At 46.7% G+C, this 18,863-nt stretch carries 13 protein-coding genes and 1 riboswitch; of the genes, 8 read left to right on the top strand and 5 right to left on the bottom strand.

All coding sequences use genetic code 11. The features are described from left to right. The first annotated feature begins 8 nt into the window (after window positions 1–8). Window positions 9–884 carry an aldose 1-epimerase family protein gene (locus ACMA1I_RS02125; protein ID WP_337066584.1) on the top strand — a complete coding sequence of 292 codons (876 nt, stop codon included), beginning with the start codon at window positions 9–11 and terminating at the stop codon, window positions 882–884. 251 nt (window positions 885–1,135) lie between these two features. Here ACMA1I_RS02125 and ACMA1I_RS02130 read toward each other — a convergent pair whose 3' ends face one another. Beyond that, a complete protein-coding gene (locus tag ACMA1I_RS02130; protein WP_147922172.1) occupies window positions 1,136–1,384 on the bottom strand; it encodes a hypothetical protein in 249 nt (82 codons plus the stop codon). A gap of 224 nt (window positions 1,385–1,608) precedes the next feature. Continuing rightward, window positions 1,609–1,706, top strand: a riboswitch (TPP riboswitch). Between the two features lie 61 nt (window positions 1,707–1,767). Here ACMA1I_RS02130 and ACMA1I_RS02135 point away from each other — a divergent pair. The 4 genes from ACMA1I_RS02135 to queG all read left to right on the top strand — a co-directional run bounded on the left by ACMA1I_RS02135 (window position 1,768) and on the right by queG (window position 8,672). After that, the gene (locus ACMA1I_RS02135; RefSeq protein WP_337066585.1) at window positions 1,768–4,212 is read left to right on the top strand and encodes a TonB-dependent receptor; all 2,445 of its coding nucleotides are present in this window, start codon (window positions 1,768–1,770) and stop codon (window positions 4,210–4,212) included. 163 nt (window positions 4,213–4,375) lie between these two features. Next, window positions 4,376–5,554, top strand: coding sequence for an acyl-CoA dehydrogenase family protein (locus ACMA1I_RS02140; RefSeq protein WP_337066586.1), 1,179 nt, complete (start codon window positions 4,376–4,378; stop codon window positions 5,552–5,554). A 358-nt stretch (window positions 5,555–5,912) separates the two neighbouring features. Further along, window positions 5,913–6,959 carry a Holliday junction branch migration DNA helicase RuvB gene (gene ruvB / locus ACMA1I_RS02145; protein WP_337066588.1) on the top strand — a complete coding sequence of 349 codons (1,047 nt, stop codon included), beginning with the start codon at window positions 5,913–5,915 and terminating at the stop codon, window positions 6,957–6,959. Between the two features lie 771 nt (window positions 6,960–7,730). After that, window positions 7,731–8,672, top strand: a complete 942-nt coding sequence (gene queG / locus ACMA1I_RS02150) for a tRNA epoxyqueuosine(34) reductase QueG (RefSeq protein ID WP_337066590.1) — start codon at window positions 7,731–7,733, stop codon at window positions 8,670–8,672. Here queG and ACMA1I_RS02155 read toward each other — a convergent pair. After that, on the bottom strand, window positions 8,669–8,860 hold the full coding sequence (locus ACMA1I_RS02155; RefSeq protein ID WP_337066591.1) for a hypothetical protein: 192 nt from the start codon (window positions 8,858–8,860) through the stop codon (window positions 8,669–8,671). The two genes, queG and ACMA1I_RS02155, sit on opposite strands and share 4 nt — an antisense overlap. Window positions 8,861–9,341: 481 nt before the next feature. On the opposite strand from ACMA1I_RS02155, the gene ACMA1I_RS02160 reads away from it, so the two are divergent. Both ACMA1I_RS02160 and aroC read left to right on the top strand, forming a co-directional pair. Then, window positions 9,342–10,775, top strand: a complete 1,434-nt coding sequence (locus ACMA1I_RS02160; RefSeq protein ID WP_337066592.1) for a BatD family protein — start codon at window positions 9,342–9,344, stop codon at window positions 10,773–10,775. A gap of 6 nt (window positions 10,776–10,781) precedes the next feature. Then, window positions 10,782–11,861 (top strand): chorismate synthase, encoded by a 1,080-nt coding sequence (aroC, locus tag ACMA1I_RS02165; RefSeq protein WP_337066593.1) that lies wholly within the window; start codon window positions 10,782–10,784, stop codon window positions 11,859–11,861. Between the two features lie 212 nt (window positions 11,862–12,073). Here aroC and ACMA1I_RS02170 read toward each other — a convergent pair whose 3' ends face one another. Then, a complete protein-coding gene (locus ACMA1I_RS02170) occupies window positions 12,074–13,459 on the bottom strand; it encodes a sodium:proton antiporter (protein WP_337066594.1) in 1,386 nt (461 codons plus the stop codon). Between the two features lie 214 nt (window positions 13,460–13,673). Here ACMA1I_RS02170 and ACMA1I_RS02175 point away from each other — a divergent pair, with 214 nt between their 5' ends. Further along, window positions 13,674–14,279, top strand: a complete 606-nt coding sequence (locus ACMA1I_RS02175) for a NifU family protein (RefSeq protein ID WP_337066595.1) — start codon at window positions 13,674–13,676, stop codon at window positions 14,277–14,279. A 741-nt stretch (window positions 14,280–15,020) separates the two neighbouring features. Here ACMA1I_RS02175 and secDF read toward each other — a convergent pair. Then, on the bottom strand, window positions 15,021–18,041 hold the full coding sequence (gene secDF / locus ACMA1I_RS02180; RefSeq protein ID WP_337066596.1) for a protein translocase subunit SecDF: 3,021 nt from the start codon (window positions 18,039–18,041) through the stop codon (window positions 15,021–15,023). Between the two features lie 146 nt (window positions 18,042–18,187). Continuing rightward, window positions 18,188–18,562, bottom strand: a complete 375-nt coding sequence (locus ACMA1I_RS02185) for an RNA methyltransferase (RefSeq protein ID WP_337066597.1) — start codon at window positions 18,560–18,562, stop codon at window positions 18,188–18,190. Between the last annotated feature and the right edge of the window lie 301 nt (window positions 18,563–18,863).

Consider the following 18,863-nt stretch of genomic DNA (forward strand, 5'->3'; position numbering starts at 1 on the left):
TTTAGCTTATGTTACATTATATTCAGAACGATAACTACAGCGTTGGCATCGATAGCGAAGGTGCTGAGCTAACCCATTTTATCAAGCTTGATGAGCAACTGGAGCTGATCTGGCAAGGCAATCCTGCTATCTGGGCTGGCCGTGCCCCTAATCTTTTCCCTATTATTGGGGAACTGCCAAACAACGGGTTTGAGGCCAAAGGTAAACGTTTCCACATGAAACGACACGGCTTTGCCCGGAACAGCGAGTTTGAGCTTGTGGAGGAGCACACCGACAAGCTGGTTTTTGAACTGAAGCAGAATGAGGACACGCTGGCGCAGTATCCGTATAAGTTCAGCCTCCTGATCGCCTACAAACTGATGGGCAGCAAGCTTGAGGTCACTTACCTGGTCCGCAACGACGACGGCGAGGCGCTTTACTTTTCGGTAGGTGGCCACCCTGGATTTAATGTGCCGCTTTACCCGCAGGAGCAGTACACCGATTACTTTATTGAATTTGAGCAGGAAGAAACTCTAAGCCGTTACCTGCTAAACGAGCAGGGCCTGCTAACCAACGATACGGAGCGTGTGCTGGAGCAGGAGCGCGTGCTGCCCCTTCACCACGACTTGTTTCAGAAAGATGCCTTGGTGTTTAAAAACACAAAGTCGCAGCGGTTGCAACTGGCCAGCCGCACCAACCCGCTGCGCCTCGAAATCTCTTTTGAAGGATTCCCTTACCTGGGCATTTGGGCAAAAGCAAACGGAGCTCCGTTTGTGTGCATAGAGCCCTGGTGCGGCGTTGCAAGCAGCGAAGGCGACACAGGTAAACTCGAAGAGAAAGAAGGAATAGAGCACATTGCCCCCAAACAGGCCTTCGAAAGAACTTTCAGCATTGAAGTGCTCTAGATAGCCCATGTCATTCCAAAGCCCTCAGAGCCTCTGGAAGGGCATTTTCATTAGAAGAATTTGATTGGTTGTGAGATGGCTTAATGGTTAAATTGTTAAATGGTTGACCAAAGGTCTCTGGCAGAAGCAGAAGGAAGGTTGAAGTCCAGCCTCAGAAATAAAATTTGTTTATCTGGTATCTGAAATCTCTAAAATTTGCCTTAAAAAGAATCCCCGGTTGATGCTGATCAGCCGGGGATTTAAGTTTGTAGTCACTGTAATGAAGGCTCCGGAAACTTGGGGACCTTAATTCTTCTGAGGTCATATTCAGGTTCAAAATCATTGATAGGTAATGATATGCCTGGTGGGAGGTCCAAATCTGGTAAGTCATCGCCAATTGGTTCGCCCCCATCATCGTCGTTATCGGTAGATGGCGGCACGTCGAATTTTTTGTGTGGCGAGAATGCGTAATACGCCAGTATAGATAGTAAGGCAAACGTATAAAGTAGACTGATCATCATCACATTTCAACTTAAAAAATAAAAAATCGAAAACCGACACGTGTTGCCTCAAGCTCTTAAGAAGCTGAGGACTAAGTGTCTGTTTATGATTTAGAACGTACTTTTGGGGTAAGTGGTTTTTATCTTTACTTAAAAAAAATAGCTGCTGCCCCCTTGCTGTAGTCATAGCTCCTTGAATTGCTGCTGAAGCACCTTTGCATTAACCAGAATAAGGAAGTACTTTTGTGGCAGTTTAGGGGTGCCTTTAGAATTACGGGCTGAGATCATACCCATTGAACCTGATCCGGGTAATGCCGGCGAAGGGAAAACGGAGGAAAACTATAATACAGGTGGCTAACCCCTGGCCAACCTCAGTGTTTTACCTATTTCTTTTATTTTACCTCATGAAGTATTTTTTAATTGCGATGGCTGCTATGCTGTTGCCATTGCAGTTGTTTGCCCAGGCTAACCTGAGCGGGCACATTACCAATGCCGTTCAGAGCGAAGCCTTACCAGGCGCCACTGTGCTTATAAAAGAAGCAAATAGCCTGGCCACCACTACCGACCAAAACGGCTACTACGAGTTCAGCAATTTGCCAGTTGGGGCAACGTACACTGTGCAGGTTACTTTTGTGGGCTTCGACTCCGAGGAGCGGCAGGTAAGCCTTAACGCCAGCCGCCGCCTCGATATTGGGCTGAACCCCAGGAGCGTGCACACCTCCGAAGTAGTGGTAACAGCTACCAGAGCTACCGAGAAAACAGCCACAACCTACACCAACGTAAGCAAAGAGGAAATTGCAGAGCGCAATTTCGGGCAAGACATCCCGTACCTGCTTGACCAGACACCATCTGTTGTGGTGAACTCAGATGCAGGGGCGGGAGTGGGGTACACAGGTATCCGGATACGGGGTTCCGACATTACCCGCATCAATGTAACCGTAAATGGCATCCCGATAAACGATGCGGAGAGCCATGGCGCCTTTTTTGTGAACATGCCGGACCTAGGTTCCTCGGTGCAGGATATACAGGTGCAGCGAGGTGTAGGAACATCAACCAATGGAGCAGCCGCTTTCGGAGCCAGCATCAACATGAGTACACTGGGGTTGAACAGAGAGGCTTATGCGGAGGCGCTTAACACATACGGCTCCTATAACACCAGGCGCCATAGCCTCTCGTTTGGCTCCGGTCTCCTCAACGATAAGTTTACCGTAGATGCGCGCCTTTCTAAAATCTCTTCGGATGGCTACGTAGACCGTGCCTTCTCCGACCTGAAATCGTATTACCTGGCAGTAGGCTACCACGGCAAAACCAGCACCCTGAAGTTTGTGACCTTTTCGGGGGTAGAGCAGACCTACCAGGCCTGGAACGGCGTTCCGGAGGAGATGCTGGCTACCAACCGCACCTACAACTCCCTCACTTACGATAACGAAACGGATAATTACCAGCAGGACCACTACCAGTTGCACTACTCCAAAACCTTCGGCAGCAACTTCGACTTTGGCGGGGCGCTGCACTTTACCAGGGGCAAAGGCTACTACGAACAATACCGGACCAACCGCAAATTCTCAGACTATAACATTGCACCAGTTGTCATTGGCGACACCACCATTACCCGATCAGACCTGATCCAGCGCAAATGGCTCGATAATTATTTCTATGGAGCCACTTACGCCTTTAACTACTACTCCAACGACCGCAGGCTGGTAACAACAGTTGGCGGAGGAATAAACCAGTACGACGGCGACCACTTTGGCGAAGTGATATGGGCGCAATATGCCTCCAGCAGCAGCATCAGGCACCGGTACTACGATAACAATGCCGTTAAAACAGATTTCAACATCTACACAAAAGCCACTTACCAACTAAGTCAGAAGCTGGGGCTGTTTGGGGACCTGCAGTTCCGTACCATCGGCTACAGCGTTGAGGGCCTTGACGACGACAGGCGTGACGTAAGCCAGGAGGCAGATTTCGCTTTCTTTAACCCGAAGGCGGGGGTTACCTATGCCCTCACCGACAACCAAACCTTCTATACCTCGCTTGCAGTCGGAAACCGCGAGCCGGTACGCTCCGACTTTACAGACCAATCGGATGTAGACAGGGAGCGTGGCATCAGGCCGCAGGCCGAACGGATGTACAACCTCGAAGCTGGTTATCGGCTACGTGGTACTACAGGCGGAGTAATGGAGTCTACGCCAGGCTACCGGTACTCCCTCGATGCCAACGTGTATTACATGGATTACCAGAACCAGCTGGTGCTGACCGGGCAGCTAAATGATGTGGGCAACGGCCTTCGCACCAACATCAAAGACAGCTACAGAGCAGGCGTTGAGCTGGCTGGTGCTGTAAGCCTTGGCGAGTTTATTGAAGTACGCAGCAACCTGACCCTAAGCCGCAACAAGATCCGCAACTACACCGAAACAGTGTATATCTACGACGAAGACTATAATGTAGAAGGTATTGTGGAGAATGAGTACAAGGAAACAGATATTTCCTTTTCACCGGCCGTTATCTCTGGCCATTCGGTAGAGGTGCAGCCGGTGCGTGGGTTCAAAGCGGCATTGCTTTACAAAACAGTAGGCAAGCAGTACCTAGACAATACCTCCAGCAACGACCGTAGCATAGCTGCTTACCAGGTGCTGGACCTGCGCCTACGCTACACACTAAAGCCTCAGTTTATGCGCGAAGTGGAGCTGGCCCTGCTGGTAAACAACCTGCTCAATAAAAAGCACGAAGCCAATGGGTACACCTGGAGCGAGATGTATGCCGGCGACCCTGGCCGCTACGACTACAACCACTACTACCCGCAGGCCACCCGCAATTTCCTGCTTTCGCTGGGCCTGAAGTTTTAGAATCACCCATTTTTGAAGAAGAGCCTCATCAAGTTATTGGTGAGGCTTTTTTTTATGGATTATATGTCTGAATTCTTAATTTGTTGCTATTGCTCATTCGCATTTTACGTACTGTTATAAAGGAAGAAACAGCAATTGCCAACGATCAATCAACAACTACAGCATGGCCTACCAATCTACAGGAGCACCCGATTATTTCAACATAGATGATTTGCTAACCGAAGAGCACAAGCTCATACGGCAAACCATGCGCGATTTTGTGAAGCGGGAAATTTCGCCTAACATAGAACAATGGGCCCAGGAGGCGCATTTTCCATCAGAAATTGTGCAGAAGTTCGGCGAAGTAGGCGCTTTCGGTCCTACCATCCCGGAAGAGTATGGCGGCGGTGGCCTGGACTACATCAGCTATGGGTTAATAATGCAGGAGATAGAACGTGGCGACTCCGGCATGCGCTCTACCGCCTCGGTGCAGGGCTCGCTGGTGATGTACCCCATTTACGCCTACGGCTCAGAAGAACAGCGAAAAAAATACCTGCCCAAGCTGGCGAGTGGCGAGTGGCTGGGCTGCTTCGGTCTCACCGAACCAGACTTTGGCTCGAACCCAGGCGGCATGAAAACCAACATAAAAGACATGGGCGACCACTACCTGCTGAATGGAGCCAAAATGTGGATATCTAACTCACCGGAGTGCCAGGTGGCGGTGGTATGGGCCAGAAACGAACAAGGTCGCATAAAAGGTCTTCTTGTGGAGCGTGGCATGGAAGGTTTTTCCACACCCGAAATACACAACAAATGGAGCTTGCGAGCCAGCTGCACCGGCGAGCTGGTGTTCGATAACGTGAAGGTGCCAAAAGAGAACGTGTTTCCGAATGTAGATGGTTTACGAGGCCCGCTCGGCTGCCTCGACTCCGCCCGCTATGGCATTGCCTGGGGAACCATAGGAGCTGCGATAGATTGTTACGAATCAGCCAGGAAGTATGCACTGGAGCGGGTGCAGTTCGACAAGCCAATTGCCAGTTTTCAGCTTATCCAGAAAAAGCTGGCCGAGATGCTCACCGAGATCACCAAAGCACAGCTGCTGGCCTGGCGCCTCGGCACACTTAAAAACGAAGGAAAAGCTACAACACAGCAAATCTCTATGGCCAAACGCAATAACGTAGACATGGCCCTGCAGGTGGCGCGGGAGGCAAGGCAGATACACGGTGGCATGGGCATTATAGGCGAGTACCCCATTATGCGCCACATGATGAACCTCGAATCGGTGATTACTTATGAAGGCACGCACGACATTCACCTGCTCATAACCGGAGCCGATATTACCGGCATCCAGGCATTTAAATAAAGCCATTTTTGGCACAGATGATAGTGCTTTAACCTAAGCCTGATCTTATTCTTTTTTCACTGGAAGGCTGTTTCCATTAGAATAATTGTAGCCTGTGGGAATCCTCATGTATGGAGACCCTGTGAGAAGAGGCAGAAGCTATGGAGCGAGTAATAAACTTGTTTAGTTAGTGTGCATCTTATACTCTTGACGGGCAAAACTCAATTTATATTTTGCTAATCATATTAGATTTATGGTTAAAATGTATAAAATTATTAGCAAAATTAGTTAAATTCGTACTCAGATATGGAGCGAAAGCAACGCCTAAACTGTTACCTTTAAGTACAGCCATAGCTGCTTAACAAGAATAGAGTAAACGATGAGAGAAGATTATATCACTGGTGATAAAGAAAGCCTAACGCCAGCTGAACGTGATATAGACAAGGCACTGCGCCCGCTCAGTTTCCGCGACTTTACCGGTCAGGCAAAAATTGTGGAAAACCTGAGAATATTTGTGCAGGCTGCGAAGCGTAGGGGAGAGGCATTAGACCACGTGTTGCTGCACGGCCCTCCTGGTTTAGGTAAAACCACACTGTCGCATATTATCGCTTCTGAGCTGGATGCCAACATCAAAATGACTTCTGGTCCGGTACTCGATAAACCAAGCGACCTGGCAGGTCTGCTCACCAACCTGGAACAGAACGATGTGCTTTTTATAGATGAAATACACCGCCTCAACCCGATTGTGGAAGAGTACCTGTATTCAGCTATGGAAGATTACAAGATCGACATAATGCTCGACTCCGGGCCCAATGCACGTTCTGTTCAGATTAGCCTGAACCCGTTTACCCTGATTGGCGCTACTACACGTTCGGGCTTGCTTACTGCCCCTTTGCGCGCGCGTTTCAGCATTAACTCCCGGCTGGAGTACTACGATGCGGAGCTCCTTACTACCATTGTAAAGCGATCTGCAGCTTTGCTTGGTGCTCCTATACATGCTGAAGCGGCCTTTGAGATTGCACGTCGTAGCCGCGGTACGCCTCGTATTGCCAACAACCTGCTGCGCCGTACCCGCGACTTTGCCCAGGTAAAAGGCGATGGCACTATTACCGTAGATATTGCCAAGTTTGCCCTTAACGCCTTGGATGTGGACCATAATGGCCTCGATGAAATGGACAACCGTATTCTGCTCTGCATTATAGATAAGTACAAAGGTGGCCCGGTGGGTATTTCGACTATTGCCACTGCTTGTGGCGAAGAGGCCGAAACAATTGAAGAAGTTTACGAACCTTTCCTCATTCAGGAGGGGTATATTAAGAGGACTGCGCGCGGCCGTGAAACTACCGAACTTGCGTATAAGCATTTAGGTAAAATTCCGCCGCAGCAGGTAACAGGGGGTAGCCTTTTTAGCCAACCAGAAGTTTAAGTAAACTGTTTGTAATAAGTGTTAAGAAGCAGGCTTTGTGGCCTGCTTTTTTGTTTTATATAAGCTGGTGCAGTTCAAGTTTTCAGTACTTCGGTAGTAAAATGTTTCAATAACATGAAAGCAAACGTTTAGCTATCAGTTGAAGTAAGTAACTTATAGGAAGTATACCCTTGGCAGTAAAATGTCAATATTTCTTCTGAAGGGGTTTTCCATTAGAAAAATTGCTGATTGTACTGTAGCTGACAAAAATTCATTTTTACATGTACCACCTCCCCTTTTTGTCATCCTGAAAGGATCTTGTAGGCAAGGTCCATTAGCTGTAGCTACTGGCTTTTTGGTCTAAGTTAGCATTGCTGCTGTTCTCTCTTTTACTGCAGCAGGTTACTATTTCATAGCCTGAGTCTTTGTTCTTTTTGTCTTGATACAAAAAGAACCAAAAGAATCAAGACGCGGAATACTCGCTGAACGCTCTTTAAAGAGGGCCCCTACCCCCAACAGTTTAGCGTCAAAGGGTGGACCTGGCACAGGTGTTCACTCTGTAGCTTACCGCCGCAAAACATTGTTTTTGGTTAGTTTTCGGTGAATTATTCAAATGAAAATGGCCTTCCAAAGGATTTTAAGACAAATAATGACCCAGGGTAATTTACGCTGACATATTAGTTGGTGTAGATTAGCTGCAGCAGGTAGCAAAGTACAAATGTGTAAACGGATTTATTTTAGCTTAATTTTGTTCATATAACATCCTACAACTAAAGCAGGAGCGGTAATCAATTGACAAAAGACCAACAGACATACCTTATAAAGCAAAAGGCGCAGGAACTGGGCTTTATGTATTGTGGCGTATCTAAAGCAGAGTTTCTGGAGGAGGAGGCGCCGCGGCTGGAGCGCTGGCTCAACCAGAACATGCACGGCCAGATGGGCTACATGGAAAACCATTTCGATAAGCGCCTGGACCCGCGTCTGCTCGTAGATGGCGCTAAATCGGTGGTATCATTGCTGCTCAATTATTTTCCTGAAGAAAAGCAGCCGGAAGAGGACAATTACAAAATATCGAAGTACGCTTACGGCACCGACTACCATTTTGTAATTAAAGACAAACTAAAGGAGCTGCTGCACTACATCAACGAAGAGATAGGAGAGGTAGGAGGCCGGTGCTTTGTAGATTCTGCACCGGTTATGGACAAAGCCTGGGCCAAAAAAAGCGGCTTGGGCTGGGTAGGCAAAAACAGCAACCTGATTACACCGCAGGTTGGCAGTTTCTATTTTATAGCTGAGCTTATCATAGATCTGGAGCTCGCTTACGATGGTCCTATTAAAGATTACTGCGGCTCGTGCACCCGGTGTTTAGATGCCTGCCCCACCAATGCCATTGTAGCACCTTATGTAGTAGATGGCAGCAAGTGCATCTCCTATTTTACTATAGAGCTGAAAGACCAGCTGCCGCAGGAAATGAACGGCAAGTTCGGCAACTGGGTGTTTGGCTGCGATATTTGCCAGGATGTGTGCCCCTGGAACCGATTCAGCAAACCACACCAGGAGCCAGCTTTTGCACCGCATCCGGAGCTGAAAAATTTAAAAAAGGCCGATTGGCAGGAGCTGACGCAGGAGGTATTTTCGCAGTTGTTCAAAAAGTCTGCCATAAAAAGAGCAGGCTTTAAAGGCCTGCTCCGGAATATTAAATTTGTACAAGGTACGACCAATGAGGAGAGCTAAATTTTAGCTTTAGCAAAAACACGGTTCAGGATGCGCAGATACATTCCTGAGAATTTTTCGTAACACCATTGCTTTAATTGCTTAATCTCCTCTACTACTAGAACTTTAAAAGCTTTTCGCAGTTCTTTTTCAAACAGCGACTTATCGAAACTGACTTTCAATAAGATGGTTTTAACGTATTCTAACATTGCATTTGTAGATATATGAATTGTATTACCAAATACGTGTTTTTACCTAAAAAGTACGACTTTTATTAGGCGATTTCATTGAGGTAAAGATATAAAAAGAAGATTAAAAGTTCAAGACAAACTAACTAATAGTTGTAAGTTTCGAGTTTACAGTCTATTACTGTTTGCTTTAGGGCGAACAAAAGGATGAGAACTATGTGAAAATTCAGAGGCAGCAAGGCAAAGATAATTTTAGTGCTGCTAGCTGTAGCTCCTGTGCCTGTAGATATGTGTAAAAGTGAGCTGTGCATTAGCTACAAAAATCAAAAAATCAGTCTTGAAAAGCTTACCACAAGCGCCTCGCTGTGTCCTGAAAGTACAGCAGCAAAATACCTTATAAGCAAGAGGAGCAACAGGAGCTGGCTGAAGAGTGCAATAAGTTTTTATCTTTGCTGTTCTTATTTTTATTTACAGGTACTTATTTTTGCCAACTAAGGAATTCATGCGCTTTATCATCCTCTTTACTATGTTTCTACTAGCCATTGTGTTGCCTGTTGCAGCACAGCAGGTTAGCATTGAGCTAGGTAAAAGCAAGTTGCCAATAAACCAGTACTTTACCATTTCGGTTAGCCTGCAGGACCAGGAGTTGAAAGATATTTCTGCTTTTCCTGATATTGAAGGGTTTAAAAAAAGCACAAAGTTCTCGTCTACCAAAACGATTATAGTGGGAGGTAAGACTACGGTTATACTTAGCATTACCCAAAACTATGCGGCATTTGAGGAGGGAGAGTTTGAGCTGAAGCCATTCAGTATGAAAGTAAACGGGCAGACAGAGCAATCGAAGGGAACCGTTATACAGGTATTGCCCATGGCAGCCACAGGTCTACAAAACCCGCTGCTACCCGACCCCGCCGCCGATGCCGACGAAGAAATAGAGGCTGAGCAGGAGTTTGTGGATATGGAGGATAATGCTTTTTTGACACTTTACACCAGTAAGAAAGAGGTTTTTGTAGGCGAAGCAGTAGGTGTGGTGCTTTATTTCTATCTGGCTAACGAAGACCAGCGCCTCCTCGATTTCCATGATTTTGCCAACCAACTCACCACTATTCTAAAGCAGCTCAAGCAGCCAAACGTGTGGGAAGAGACATTTGAAATAGGAGAGATTACGCCAGAGCAGGTTACAATTTCAGACAAACCGTTTCTGCGCTTTAAACTCTACGAGGCTGTGCTGTACCCGCTCAACAAGGAGCCACTGGTATTTCCGCAGCTGTATCTAAAAATGATTAAATATAAAGTAGCCAAAAACCCTAACCTGTTGGCCGAAGACAGACTGGAAGGCTACAAGAACTTCAGAGCCCGGGAGCGCGTCGTGCACGTAAAGGAGCTGCCTCCACACCCTCTCCGCGATGTAGTGCCGGTTGGCGTTTATGCTTTAACGGAAGGTGTTTCTAAGAGTACCTTATCGGTGAATAAGAGTATGAAGTACCAGTTCGAAATTACGGGTGAAGGAAACCTGGCCGCTATTATGGCGCCTAAGCCAGAGCAGGGAGGTGGCCTGGAGTTTTACCCACCGGACCTTAACCAGAGTATTACCAAGCGCGATGGGCGTATTACAGGTGCTGCCACATTCACTTATCCGGCTCTGGCTAAGCAACCTGGATATTACAGCCTTAGCGATGCCTTTGAGTGGGTGTTTTTTAACCCCGAAAAAGCTGTGTACGATACTTTGCGTTCTCAAATGGTAGTGCGTGTAACCGGCGAGAGCGACAGCGACGATTTAATTTTGTCAAGAAATTTGGGCCCGTTTTACAATATCATTGAGAATGAAGAAAATACTTTGGTAAGTTTACATTATGTAGACGAGATTAAGCGCTACACCAACATTATTCTGCTGGTGCTACTGGTGGTATCGGCATTTGTATTTTTTAAGAAATAAGCAGAAATGAGCAATTCTTACGGAAAGCTTTTCCGGATAACTACATTCGGAGAATCGCATGGTGCCGCAGTAGGCGTAATAGTAGATGGCTGCCCTGCAGGTATTGATATTACCGTCGAAGAGATTCAGCATGCCCTGGATCGCCGCCGCCCTGGCCAGTCTAACATCACCACTCCCCGCAAGGAAGAAGACAAGGTGACTATCTTATCTGGTATTTTCCAGGGTAAAACACAGGGTACACCAATTGCCATGGTCGTAAACAACAAAGACCAGGCTAGCCACGACTATTCGCACATAGAGCATGCCTTCCGGCCTTCGCACGCCGATTATACTTACACAGCAAAATATGGCACCCGCGACTACAGAGGCGGCGGCCGCAGTTCTGCCCGCGAAACGGTTGCCCGCGTTGCTGCTGGCGCCCTTGCTGCCAAAATGCTGCAGCACTATGGCATTACGGTAGCGGCTTACGTGTCGCAGGTAGGTAGCATAAAAGTGCAGCAGGAATACACAGACCTTGACCTGGGCCAGATCGACTCCAACATTGTGCGCTGCCCCCACAGCGACACCGCCTCCGAAATGATTAAGCTCATAGAAGATGCCCGCGACAGCCTCGATACCATTGGAGGTGTAGTGAGCTGTGTTATAAAAGGAGTGCCTGCCGGTTTAGGAGAACCTGTGTTCGATAAATTGCATGCAGAACTTGGCAAAGCTATGCTCAGCATTAATGCCGTAAAAGGATTTGAGTACGGCAGTGGCTTTGAAGGCGTAAAGATGAGAGGCTCGCAGCACAACGACCAGTTTTTTACCGATGAGGCCGGAAACGTGCGTACTAAGACAAACCGCTCCGGCGGCATACAAGGCGGTATTTCAAACGGACAAGACATTTACTTTAACGTTGCCTTTAAGCCGGTAGCTACCATCCTGCAGCCTCAGCAAACCATAAACGACGAGGGAGAAGAAATAACATTGAAAGGCAAAGGCCGCCACGACCCTTGTGTTTTGCCAAGAGCTGTACCTATTGTAGATGCTATGGCTGCCCTTGTTATAGCAGATTTCTTGATGCGCCAAAAAGCAAATAAGCTTTAGTGCATCAGGAGCTTCTTTTGGATGGAAAAGGTGCGGGCTTAGCGAAAAGGTTTTAACCCATAAATTCCAAGTTAAGCCTCTGGAAGGACATTTTATTAGAAAAATCATTTTCGCTTGCCGAGCGAGCATCTTTTGAAAGATAGTAATGCCTGTAAAAGAAGAAGGGCCGGGTTCTGTTAAGAACCCGGCCCTTCTTCTTTTACAGAATAATATTAAAATAACCGCAGATGCACCACCAGGAACCAAACCAGAATAAGCACTGGCAGCAGGAACGGAATAGAGAACCGGAGGATATAGGCAAAGAAAGAAGGCATTTTAATGCCAGCACTTTCTGCAATGGCTTTCACCATAAAGTTAGGGCCGTTACCGATGTAGGTGAAGGCGCCAAACAGTACCGCCGAAAGCGAGATAGCTTCTAACAGAATAAGGGTAGAAGGATCAGCTCCGGTACCCGTGGCAAACTGCCTAACCTCCACCACACTGTTCTGTGCCATGTCGTATTTAGCCATTGCCAGCGACAGGAAGTTGGCATAAGTCGGAGCATTGTCAAGGAAGCCAGATAAGGAACCAGTAGCCCAATATAAGAACGTTGGTGTAATGTATTGCGCGAACTGTGGCGATGAGGCAATCTCTGCCGAAAGCTGCAAGGCTGGCATCATGGAGAAGAAGATACCAAAGAACAAGAACACTACCTCCAAGATCGGGTGAAAGTTGAATTTGTTTCCGGCCAGTGCTGTTTTGTTGGAGTAACGATAGCAAAAGAAGGCAGCTCCCAGCTGTATAATTTCACGCAGGTAAGAGAACCTGTTGCCATCATAGTAGATGTGCGGAATGTCTTCGATCACATTTGGGTCAAGGAAAATAGCCCCAATGATAATGGCGAGCCATACCAGGTTACGCTTGCCACTGATGTAGAACTCCGTTTTAGCCTCGTTTTTAGCCACTACTTCGGGGCGAGGTACAAAAGCCTCTTTATTGCGTCTGTCGATAAGGAAGAACACGAGGCAAAGCAGGGCAATAGATAGAATCCAAGGCACAAAGAGGTGTTGCAGTGTCCAGAAGAACGGCACCCCTTTCAGGAAACCGATGAACAGGGGCGGGTCACCTAGCGGCGTAAGCAAACCACCCGCGTTACTTACAATAAAGATAAAGAACACGATCTGGTAGGGCTTGATGCGGTGCACATTCAGGCGAATAAATGGCCTGATAAGCAGCAACGATGCTCCTGTGGTACCAACAATGTTAGCTAGAGCCGCTCCTATTGCCACCAGTACCACGTTCATGAGCGGGGTGGCATTGGCATTGATATTGATGTAAATACCGCCTGCGGCTATATAAAGCGCACTGAGTAGAACGGCAAAAGCAAAGTACTCAAAGAAGGTGTGAATGGGCATGTGCACGTCGTGCAGCACAAACAGGTAATAGGCCAAAACAGTAAGACCGAGTGTTACGGCCACTTTTTTGTAGTTGTGTTCCCAGAAATGACCAAATAGAATTGGTCCGCTGGCAATCATCGCGATCAGGATAAGAAACGGGATAATTAGAAAACCTGGCACCGCTGGATGCGCCTGAGCCAGTATTGTGAAGTTTTGGAGCATGTTAAATATGCGGTCTTATGGCTGAACAAAAAATTTAACAGTTGCGCAAAGTTACATTTTCTGGTCTAAATAGCTACGGTTAAACCTACATAATACAATTGATATGCTGCTTAATCTTTGGAAAGAGGGTAGGTCTCGGACTTCTCATAAATAATAAGTAATTTTGGAAACTTTAAAACAAGTACAAAAGTTTTAATATTAAATAGCGTATTCTATGACAGAAAATAAAGAAAAGGTAGTTTCAGTATACGCTGAAGCTAACCCTAACCCAGAATCAATGAAGTTTGTGATGAATGTAGCGTTTTTGCCTGACGGCCAAAGCGTAGATTATCCAAACCTCGAGAGTGCCTTAAACTCGCCATTAGCACAGGAGCTTTTTAACTTCGATTATGTGTCGCGCGTGTTTATTGCCAGCAACTTTGTTACCATTACCAAAAGCACTTCTATAGAGTGGGTAAAGCTTATTCCTGAGTTGCGTGCCTTCCTGAAGTCTTATGTAGAGGCAGGCGGCCCAATTTTTACGGAAATGCCGGTTGCTAGAACAGAAAACACCGCCGGAGCCGATACAACCCCTGAAGATGCTGAGTTATCGCAGAAAATCATTGACCTGCTTGAGAACTATGTGCGTCCGGCTGTTGAGCAGGATGGTGGTAATATTACTTTTAAATCGTATCATGATGGTGTGGTAACTGTTTACCTGCAAGGCTCATGCAGCGGCTGCCCATCTGCTACCGTTACCTTAAAGGCTGGCATCGAGAACCTGCTGAAGCGTATGGTTCCTGAGGTTAGAGAAGTTGTAGCTGACGGAATTACGATCTAATCATACACTTTTGTCAAACAGAAAAGTCCTGCTTTCATCCGAAGGCAGGACTTTTCTGTTTATTGTGCTAATGTAGGTGCTGCCCAGTTGCAGACTACTATTTGTTGTCTTTCCTTATTTCGTTCAGCTTTTACCTCATCCCTTTCTTATCTTGTAGGGTAGAGGCAGTAGCTATTGCTGTCTAATTTTGCATAGTTGCGGCTATTGCTGTAACAGCGGGGTGAAGCTATTTCATAGCTGAAGTTCTTGTTCTTTTTGTCTTGATACAAAAAGAACCAAAAAAATCAAGACAATTTTGAACTCGCTGAACGCTCAAACAAAAAATTGTCAATTTGTGCACCTAGCAAATACACTTACCCGGTAGCTTCTTGCTGTATTATTTTTTGAGCAATTGCCTGTATAACTCGAATTCTTCTAATGGAATTGACCTTCCAGAGGCTTTTTGATTCATTTTGGATATGGAATTTAACCTTTTTCCTGATGCTGACTTTCGTTACTTCATACGATTCGCTCCAACTTTCACAGGAGCTGTACATTCTTTAGTGATCCTGGTCATCTTCAAATTTCAAAATTCTCAAATTACCACATTAAATAGATTCTTCTAATCAAAATGGCCTTCCGGAGGGGTTTATTGCTTTTGGATTGCCTGGGCAATGGGCTAAAAGCAAAACCGGCTACCCTGTATGAGTAGCCGGTTTTGCTTTTAGTAAGGTTAAGCTGCTGTTAAGGCAGTAATTCAGATTAACGAGCTGTTTGTGCCTGTGGCGTTGATTTTAGTGAGGCAGCTGGTTCTTTTTTCTCTTTCATAGTATCTACTACTACTGGTGTAGCAATGAACAAGGAAGAGTACGTACCAAACAGCACTCCAATAATCATGGCCAGTGAGAAGCCGCGCAGTACTTCACCACCGAAGATAAACAGTACCAATACTACCAGGAATACAGTAGATGAGGTAATGATGGTACGGCTGAAGGTGCTGATCAGGGCTGGGTTTACCAAATCTTTCAGCGGGCTACGTGGGTTGTCGTTCATGTATTCACGAACACGGTCAAAGATTACCACGGTATCGTTAATAGAGAAACCAATGATAGTCAGAACCGCTGCAATAAACACTTGGTCCATTTCATAAGAAATGCCAAACATATCTAAGATCGCAAATACAGCAATAATCATAAGGGCATCGTGCAGCAAAGCTATTACACCGCCCAAGCTGAACTGCCACTTTCTGAAACGAAGCATCACGTACAGGAAGATACCCACCAGCGCCAGCAGCACTGCTACTAAAGCCGTTTTCTGAATGTCGTCTGCCATAGTAGCACCTACTTTAGAAGAGCTCAGAATCTCAGGGTTCAGGTTGTTGTATTGCTCTAAGCCTTGTACCAGCGCTGTTTTTACTTTCTCGTCAGCTTCAATGCTTTCGTCGTCGGCAAGCCAGCTGGTAATTATTTTAACGCGGTTAGTAGCTCCGAAAGTTTTTACCTCGGTTCCAGCCGATTGGAAATCGTCTACAAGAGAAGAACGGATCTCAGATGCCGGAACAGCCGAGTCGAACTCAACTACATACGAGCGGCCACCTTTAAAGTCAACACCTAGGTTCGGGCCACCATTTACTACGAGTGCAACAATACCTAAAAGCAACACGGCAATAGAAAAAGAGTAAGCCGCTTTTCTGTATTTCATCACATCAAACTTGATGTTGCTGAACAGCTTGTCGGTAAGAGCAGTGGAGAATGCCAGTTTTCCGCCCTTTTTGAAGGTAGCTTCCACAAACAGTCTAGAAATAAATACTGCTGTGAAGAACGATGTTACGATACCAATCATCAGGGTGATAGCGAAACCTTTTACCGGGCCGGAACCGAAGTAATACAGAATAAAGCCAACCAGGAAGGTTGTAACGTTCGCATCCAAAATGGTCATAAATGCCTTGTCGTAGCCTTTGTTGATTACCTCGCGCATGCTCAGGCCTTTGCGGGCTTCTTCGCGCATACGTTCAAAGATCAGTACGTTCGCATCTACGGCCATACCCAGGGTAAGCACAATACCAGCAATACCAGGCAGTGTAAGGGCTGCATTAAACTGCGCCAGCACACCTAGAATAAAGAAGATGTTGAACACCAGGGCAAGGTCGGCAATAAGACCACCACGGCTGTAGTAAGCCACCATAAAAATAACTACCAGCAGCAAACCTGCCAAAGTAGAAATCAAGCCTTGGTTAATAGCTTCCTGACCCAGCGAAGGACCTACAATAGCCTCTTCCACGATGCGGGTAGGAGCTGGCATTTTACCGGCTTTCAGAATGTTAGCTAAATCTTGTGCTTCTTCTACCGTAAAGTTACCGCTGATAGAAGAGTTGCCTCCTGTAATTTCACCTTTAACAACAGGTGCAGAATATACGTTGTCGTCGAGTACGATGGCGATCTGGCGCTCTACGTTAGCAGCTGTCAGACGAGCCCATTGCTTGGCACCCGCCGGGTTCATGTTCATGGTAATCTCAGGGCGACCAGATTGGTCGAAATCCTGACGGGCATCGTTAATGGCATCGCCACCAAGAGGTGCTTTTCCGCCACGTCCTTTCTTAACGGCGTAGAACTCTACAAACTCCTGGCGGTTGTCGCCTGTAATTGGCTTCACGCTCCACAGGAACTTCATGTTAGAAGGGAAGATAGAGCGAACTTCTGGGCTTGTCAGGATATCGTTTATTTTGGCTGTATCGCGGACGTTGGCACCTAAGCCACTTGGCATCATGGTGAACAGGCGAGCCAGCACGCTGCTTTGCTCAGCAGCCAATGAATCAAGGCCATCGGCGGCAGGAGTAGTCTGGGCCAGGGCAGTAGTATCGGTCGTGCCAGTTGTAGTGTCAGTGGCGGCTGCCTGAGCCAGCACATCTTCTGTTTGTGGAGCTACTGTAGCTGCCGGGGCTGCAGCTTTGTTAAGCGCATCTTGCTGTGCAGCAGCTGTAGTGCCTAAATTTAACTTGCCGGCTTTCTCCTGCGCTGTTAAGTAGTCGTTGAGTTTTGCAAAGTAAGGAGAGAATTCTTCCGGAGTCCATACTTCCCAGAACTCCAGGTTAGCCATGCCAGATAGTAATTTACGTACACGGTCAGGGTTATCTACACCTGGTAATTCGATCTGAATACGGCCGCTGCCTTTCAGGCGCTGGATGTTAGGCTGGTTTACACCAAATTTGTCGATACGGGTACGCAGGATGTTAAAAGAACGGTCAATAGCGTCTTCTACCTCACCATCTATCACGTTTAGTACTTCGGCGTTAGACGATTCGTAGCTGATACGGCCACGGTTAGAGGAGTTAGAGAAGATGCGGCTTAATCGGCCGGTAGGATCTACTTCGCGGTAAGCTTCGCCGAACAGAGTGGTAAAGCTCTCCTGGCTGTTTTTCTGCAACTCCTGCGCGCGGGCAAGGGCCTTTAAAAAGTTAGGGTCTTTGCTGTTGCCAGATAAAGATTTGATGATTTCTACAGGAGATACCTCCAGCACCACGTGCATACCGCCTTTAAGGTCTAGACCGAGGCCAAGCTCCTTGCTGCTCACCTGCTCGTAGGTGTAGTTCATAAAAACGGGCTCTCTCCAGATCGAGTCCAGATAAGTCTGTTGTTTCGCCAGGTCTACGTTGCCTTGTGCATCAGTAGCATAAGCAGCTGCGTCTTTCTGCACATTGCGCGAGATCAGCGAAAATGACAGGTAGTAAAGGCAAAGCGCCGATACCAGAATTGTCAGGACAATGATTAAATTTTTGTTCCGCATTGGTGAATGATAAATTTAAGTATAGGTAAGTATAAGATTATAAACAGATAACCAAGCCTCTTGCTGCTTTCATAAACTACAAACAGGGGCATAGTTGTTCCGCAGTGCACGGAAAATCAGGAAAATAGAAAGGAAGGATAGCCTGGCTAAGGAGCGTTAGGCTGAATAGTAACAGGAAAAAGTTGCGCCACAAAACCATTGCCGGGAGGGGCAAGGCCGGAAGATTTCATTTCTTCATCGGCAGGAAGCACAAACGACTGCGCCGGAGCTGGTATAATAGCCTGGTGCAGGTTAAGTGCTACAAAAGAAGTAGTAGCCTCTAAAGATACCTTCTGCTTCACCACTGTTTTAGACTCTTTATCAGGAGCAGTGGCCAGCTTGGCAGTGGCTGCAGGTGTAGTTGCCTTTGCCGAAGCACTATACGCTATCACTTCCTGCCCGTTGAGCATAAGCGCCCAGAGCAGTGTAAGAGACATCAGCAGATGCCTTACATGACAGCAAATAGTTTTAGGTTTAGACATATAGTTACAAATGTAAGTAAAACCACACAAGTATCATGATATCAGCATCAAGTTTTTTATCTTTTGCAGGAGACAGGTGAGTGATGAGTGTTTTTGCTAAGCTATAGACACATCTTTGGTGTTTTTTGTGCCCGTGTGTAGCTGGTTTTTATATGGTTTCAGATAACCAAAGGTATCAAGTCTATTCTGCTAAGTTTAATCTTGTTAAGCTATGAAGCAGGTTTCTCAGGATTTTTTTGTCTACGTTCGCATCGTTGCTTTTGCTGCTGTGACCTCAGAGTGAAGTTGTCGTCTTGATTTT

This window comes from Pontibacter sp. 13R65 (assembly GCF_047525655.1).
GTDB lineage: Bacteria > Bacteroidota > Bacteroidia > Cytophagales > Hymenobacteraceae > Pontibacter.